Annotated in this window: 3 protein-coding genes and 1 pseudogene; 3 read left to right on the forward strand and 1 reads right to left on the reverse strand. The window is 60.8% G+C overall.

The window, feature by feature from the left end; genetic code table 11:
* From FN369_RS11335 to FN369_RS08930, 3 genes and pseudogenes are all read left to right on the forward strand, one after another.
* Nucleotides 1-395 (forward strand): annotated as a pseudogene (locus tag FN369_RS11335) (hypothetical protein); the annotation flags it as partial.
* Between the two features lie 395 nt (nt 396-790).
* Nucleotides 791-1,591 (forward strand): hypothetical protein, encoded by an 801-nt coding sequence (locus tag FN369_RS08925; protein WP_142525808.1) that lies wholly within the window; start codon nt 791-793, stop codon nt 1,589-1,591.
* Between the two features lie 240 nt (nt 1,592-1,831).
* Nucleotides 1,832-2,389: a hypothetical protein gene (locus tag FN369_RS08930; RefSeq protein ID WP_142525809.1), complete on the forward strand. Its 558-nt coding sequence runs from the start codon at nt 1,832-1,834 to the stop codon at nt 2,387-2,389.
* A gap of 31 nt (nt 2,390-2,420) precedes the next feature.
* Here the strand turns inward: FN369_RS08930 and FN369_RS08935 are convergent.
* Nucleotides 2,421-3,066: AMP-binding protein (locus tag FN369_RS08935; RefSeq protein ID WP_142525810.1), on the reverse strand; the 646-nt coding region annotated here is incomplete at its 5' end.

Below are 3,066 nucleotides of genomic sequence, written 5' to 3' on the forward strand. Positions count from 1 at the left end.
TCACCGCCGAGGCGGTTGCCGTTTACCTCGGATCGAGCATCAACACGGTGAGCGCCGCAGCCATTCAAGGAGCGGGCATCAATGCGGGCTTCCTGGGAGCAGGCGGAACGCTCGGCTACCGGGTTGGTAAATCCTGGGAGCCCTTCGTAGGCCTCCTCGGAGGTGGCGCCGTCGCCAATGTGAGCAGGAATGGGATGAACTTCGGAACGGTCTGGGGGGACTGGTTTGCTCCAGCGCGGGGATCCGCTACTTCATTCCGAATACTCACTGGTTCCTGGTGCTGGACGGGCTGTTCGTCTTTGCGCAAGATCTCAACGGCTTCAACAGGATTTCCGGTCTTACCGCGAATGGGACGGCCGGTAATAACGGCTCCGTCTCCGTGCCGACAGCGGTGATGGCCGTCGGGTACGCAATTCTAGCCGGGAAAGAAGCGAGAGCCGCTTGGAAAGGCGGTGCACTCCCGAGGGATGGCGTTCCTGTCGCAGAGGTCCTCGTTCCCGAAGCCGCGGCCCCGGACATCGGCGCAGCTTTATCGTGGGAGGTCATCTCGGGGAACCCAAAGGCGTCGTGAATTTCGCCTCTTGCCAACGTCCCCCATCGGAGGCAATCTCTAGCACTCGAACCGGAACGCAACTGAACGAAAAATTTGTCATTGACAGGGGAGGAGCGGAAAAGCAAACTGACTGCCAATTGTGGCATTGGCGTTTGGATCGGAAGGCCGTAAGCCGTGTGCGACAGGCGTTCTGGAGCCAACCTCAAGCTCAAGGGAGAAAAAAGTAGGAGGAAATCAATGAAGCGACGAACATGGAAAGCGACGGCCCTGCTCGCCGGGGTGAGTTGCTTGCTGACGGTGGGCGTGCTTCCGCTGCGAGCGGGAACGACCGCCGGGCAGGAGAACGAGGAAGATGGGGTGACCGTCCCGCAAGGTCACAAGGAGGCCTACGAGGCGGCCAAGGAGCAGATGAAGGAAGCTCCGAAGGAAGAGCACAAGTCCGGTGCCTGGTATATGGCCGGATTCATGGGAATTGCCTGGCCCCAGTCCGACTCCGGGCAGATGGTCAATAACGCGACCGGTTTGGCGAGCCCACTCGGAATCAACGGAAATCAATCGTTTATCGGTGGCTTGCAAGGGGGCTACTACTGGCATGATCCGGATAAATGGGGCAACCTGAGCTTCAGCGCCGATGCAATCGGTGCCTACCTGGGTGCAAACATGAACCTGGCGACACCGGCGGGGATCTCGGGCAGCGCACTGAACCTCGGGCTCCTTGGGCTTGGTGGAACGATCGGCTATCGCATCGCCAAGAGCTTTGAGCCTTATGTCGGTTTCTATGGCGGCGGCGTGATCGGGAATGGCGCGATCAACGGCGTGAACATGGGAAACGTGTGGGGCTACTGGTTCTCGCCCGCCGTGGGTCTGCGTTACTTCATCCCGAATAGCCACTGGTTCGTTGCGATGCAGGGTCTGTTTCTCTTCGTCAACGACGTGAACGGGTTCGACCGTATCGCTGGTACGACCATCAACACGACGAGCGGAAGCGGTTATCTCTACGTGCCGGCCGCGGTGATGTCTGTCGGATACGCCTTCTAAGCGGCTTGTGAATTCAGTTGCTCTCGATTCTCTTGCCTAGAGGGCAAGAAATCGTGAGGACGAAAAGGGGCGGCTTCCCGAAGAGGGTTGCCGCCCTTTTCTTTTCCGCGCTTGCGCGCATCGGACGACTGCGCTATGGGTAGCCCGATGCGCGGCCTTTGTCCGGCCCTTTGGCCAAAGGAAAGCCGTTCCGATCGCCAAACGCTCCGTAGGTTTCGCCTTGGAAGAAGGGGAGCCCTCTTGCTCGGCTGGTTTTCGATCTTTCTTCCAATGGGAGTCGGTGCCGCCCTTCCGGGAGGGAGCTCGTCGATCTCGGCCAGGGACGCTTTTGGCCGGGAGGTGGTCCTCAACGCCCCCGGCTACGTGACCGTCGTACTCAGCTCGACCGAGAGGACCCAGCAGGCGACTCGAAGAGCCGCCGGAGCCTTGGATCGCTTTCAAACGATTCCAACCTTTCGGTTGATCGTGCTGGTGGATCTGCACGATTCCGTGGCCGCTTGGATGCCGGGCTACGTGTCGCACCGGATGCAGGAGGACCTCTGTCGAGAGGCGGCGCGGCTTCAGATGTTGCGGGCGAAGGACGGGAAGCGTACGGGATGGCGTCCGTTCGTTTGCGCGGTTCCCGATTTTAACGGAAGGACCGTTCGGAGTCTTGGCTGGCGGGGGGATCGGGGAAGGCTCAAAGCAACGATCTACGATCGTCGGGGCGTCGAGCTCGCTCGATGGAATAATCTAGAGCCGAAGGAGTACCCGAAGATCGAGGCGCTGGTGGCTCATGCGCTTCGCGGCGAGAGCTGAGGAATTCGGGGGAAATGGCGTCCGTTTTTTTTCATTCGGAGGCTAAGGCGCAGTAGTCGACTTTTTGATTCGGGAGACGAGGAAGCGTAGTTCTTCGAAGAATGCGCGAGGGGACAGCGAGACGGGAAGCCCCTAGTCGCTCCGCAGCTTGTCGCAATTCGGCGAGCGTCAGCAGGGGGTCGGTCGTAACGAGGACAATCTCCTCTCCCCGCTGGGGAGAAGCAACGGCAACGGCCGCGTGGCTTGCTTGCGGGCGGGCGCACTCGGCAAGCCTCTCCGATACGTCGAGAGAGACCATTTCCCCCGCGATCTTCGCAAAACGGCGCACACGGCCGAGGATCCGGTAGAAGCCTTCTTCGTCTCGTTCGACGAGATCGCCCGTCGGATACCAGCCATCCCGCAAGCCGACTTCCGCTCCCCCCTCCGAAAGGTAGCCGAACATCAAGTTGGGTCCGCGGATCCAGAGCTCCTTGCCTTCCGCGATCCCTTCGATGGATACCAAGCGGGCCTCGATTCCGGGAAGGAGTCGGCCGACGGTCCCGACCTTCAGCAAGGCGGGAGTGTTGCCCGCGACCATGGGAGCCGCTTCGGTCACTCCGTAGCCCTCCAGAAGCCGCAAGCCGAAGCGCTCCGTCCAAAAATGCCGCACCTCTGCACGGAGCGGCTCGGCTCCGGCG

This window comes from Methylacidimicrobium cyclopophantes, assembly GCF_902143385.2.
GTDB lineage: Bacteria > Verrucomicrobiota > Verrucomicrobiia > Methylacidiphilales > Methylacidiphilaceae > Methylacidimicrobium > Methylacidimicrobium cyclopophantes.

Excerpts from the sequence above, each read along its gene's own strand:
- FN369_RS08925 (WP_142525808.1), top strand. The coding sequence starts at position 791 with ATGAAGCGACGAACATGGAAAGCGACGGCCCTGCTCGCCGGGGTGAGT.